Annotated in this window: 1 protein-coding gene and 1 pseudogene; one reads left to right on the top strand and one right to left on the bottom strand. The window is 42.7% G+C overall.

Annotated elements, in window-relative coordinates; translation table 11 throughout:
* Nucleotides 1–246: pseudogene (locus tag F6K51_RS37785) on the top strand (hypothetical protein); the annotation flags it as partial.
* Between the two features lie 37 nt (nt 247–283).
* Here the strand turns inward: F6K51_RS37785 and F6K51_RS37780 are convergent.
* Entirely contained in the window at nt 284–658 is a 375-nt protein-coding gene (locus F6K51_RS37780; protein ID WP_293031429.1) for a hypothetical protein, read from the bottom strand.
* Nucleotides 659–1,177 lie beyond the last annotated feature (519 nt).

Raw genomic sequence — 1,177 nt, 5'->3', positions numbered from 1 at the left:
CAAGAATTTGCTGAACGTATCCGTGGATATTGGGGTGTTGAGAATAAAGTCCACTATGTTAGAGATGTTACTCAAGGTGAAGATAAATCCAGAATTCGCACTAACCCTCTCCCTAAAATTTTTACCATAGCGCGCAATTTTACACTCAATTTATACCGTGAAAAAATGTTTAAAAACATGGCACAAGCTCAACGAATTTGTTCTTTTAGTCTAGACACGCTTAAGCAACTTTTTAGAATGAAATAGCCCTGGGACAGGGGTCAGAAAAAACCCCTAAGAGCGATTAGAAACCGACAGCCATCCAACCTATGGTTTCTTTTGTATGTTTTCCATCTGACAGAGCCTCCCTTGGACCACCCCGAACTAATTCGTTCATTCTGAACTTAAAGCCCTTCGTGGTTACATCTGTGATCCTGACACCAGGGGTATCTGCTCCATTAAAGGTTTGAACCATTGGAATCACGATCACATCTGAGCCTTCTGGAAATGGCTCTGCGAACAACACTTCTTTAAATCTGGTTGTGTCCTTATTTGCTGTTACCACTGGGCATGGTGAAGACAGGTCAATAATGCCTGCTTGAATCGACGCATGAGCTGGGGTAGCAATGAGTACCAGTGCAGCCATCAAAGACATGAAAAATATCGCAACTCGCTTCATAATCTCCTCCTTAAAATGTGAAATGAGAAAAGCGAAAGAAGTCTTTTAGAGTTAACCTTGCTAAGAGTATCGTGAGCAGAACTGATACTGCCCATGTAATTTTGGCATGTTTTATGAAAAAAAAAACGCAGAAATTGTTAAGTTATTTTTTCGTAATTACTGATCAGTTTACCAATTTATGAAGAATAATTAAGCTACTCTAGGATTTGAGTTACCCGTGAGAATCTGTCCCTACTCCCGAGGTCTAGCGGTTGAATGAGCCACCAGCAGTATCCGTGACGCTCCTACACTTCGCGATTGGGTAAGTGTAGGCTTCTAGCACCGAGGCAGGCTACTATAACTTCCAACTCCAATTGATGAGGCTTGTGCGAACCAAGTAATTAGAATCCCCTGTGCCCCATCCATTGGGCACAGGGGACAGGGGTCAGAAAAAACCCCTAAGAGCGATTAGAAACCGACAGCCATCCAACCTATGGTTTCTTTTGTATGTTTTCCATCTGACAGAGCCTCCCTTGGACC

The sequence above is a fragment of the Moorena sp. SIO3I8 genome, assembly GCF_010692325.1.
GTDB lineage: Bacteria > Cyanobacteriota > Cyanobacteriia > Cyanobacteriales > Coleofasciculaceae > Moorena.
The sequence above is the reverse complement of the archived record's forward strand: the minus strand, read 5'-3'. Positions and strand labels throughout refer to the sequence as shown.

Bases quoted from the DNA above. Each gene is read 5' to 3' on its own strand.
- F6K51_RS37780 (WP_293031429.1), bottom strand. From the start codon at position 658: ATGAAGCGAGTTGCGATATTTTTCATGTCTTTGATGGCTGCACTGGTA.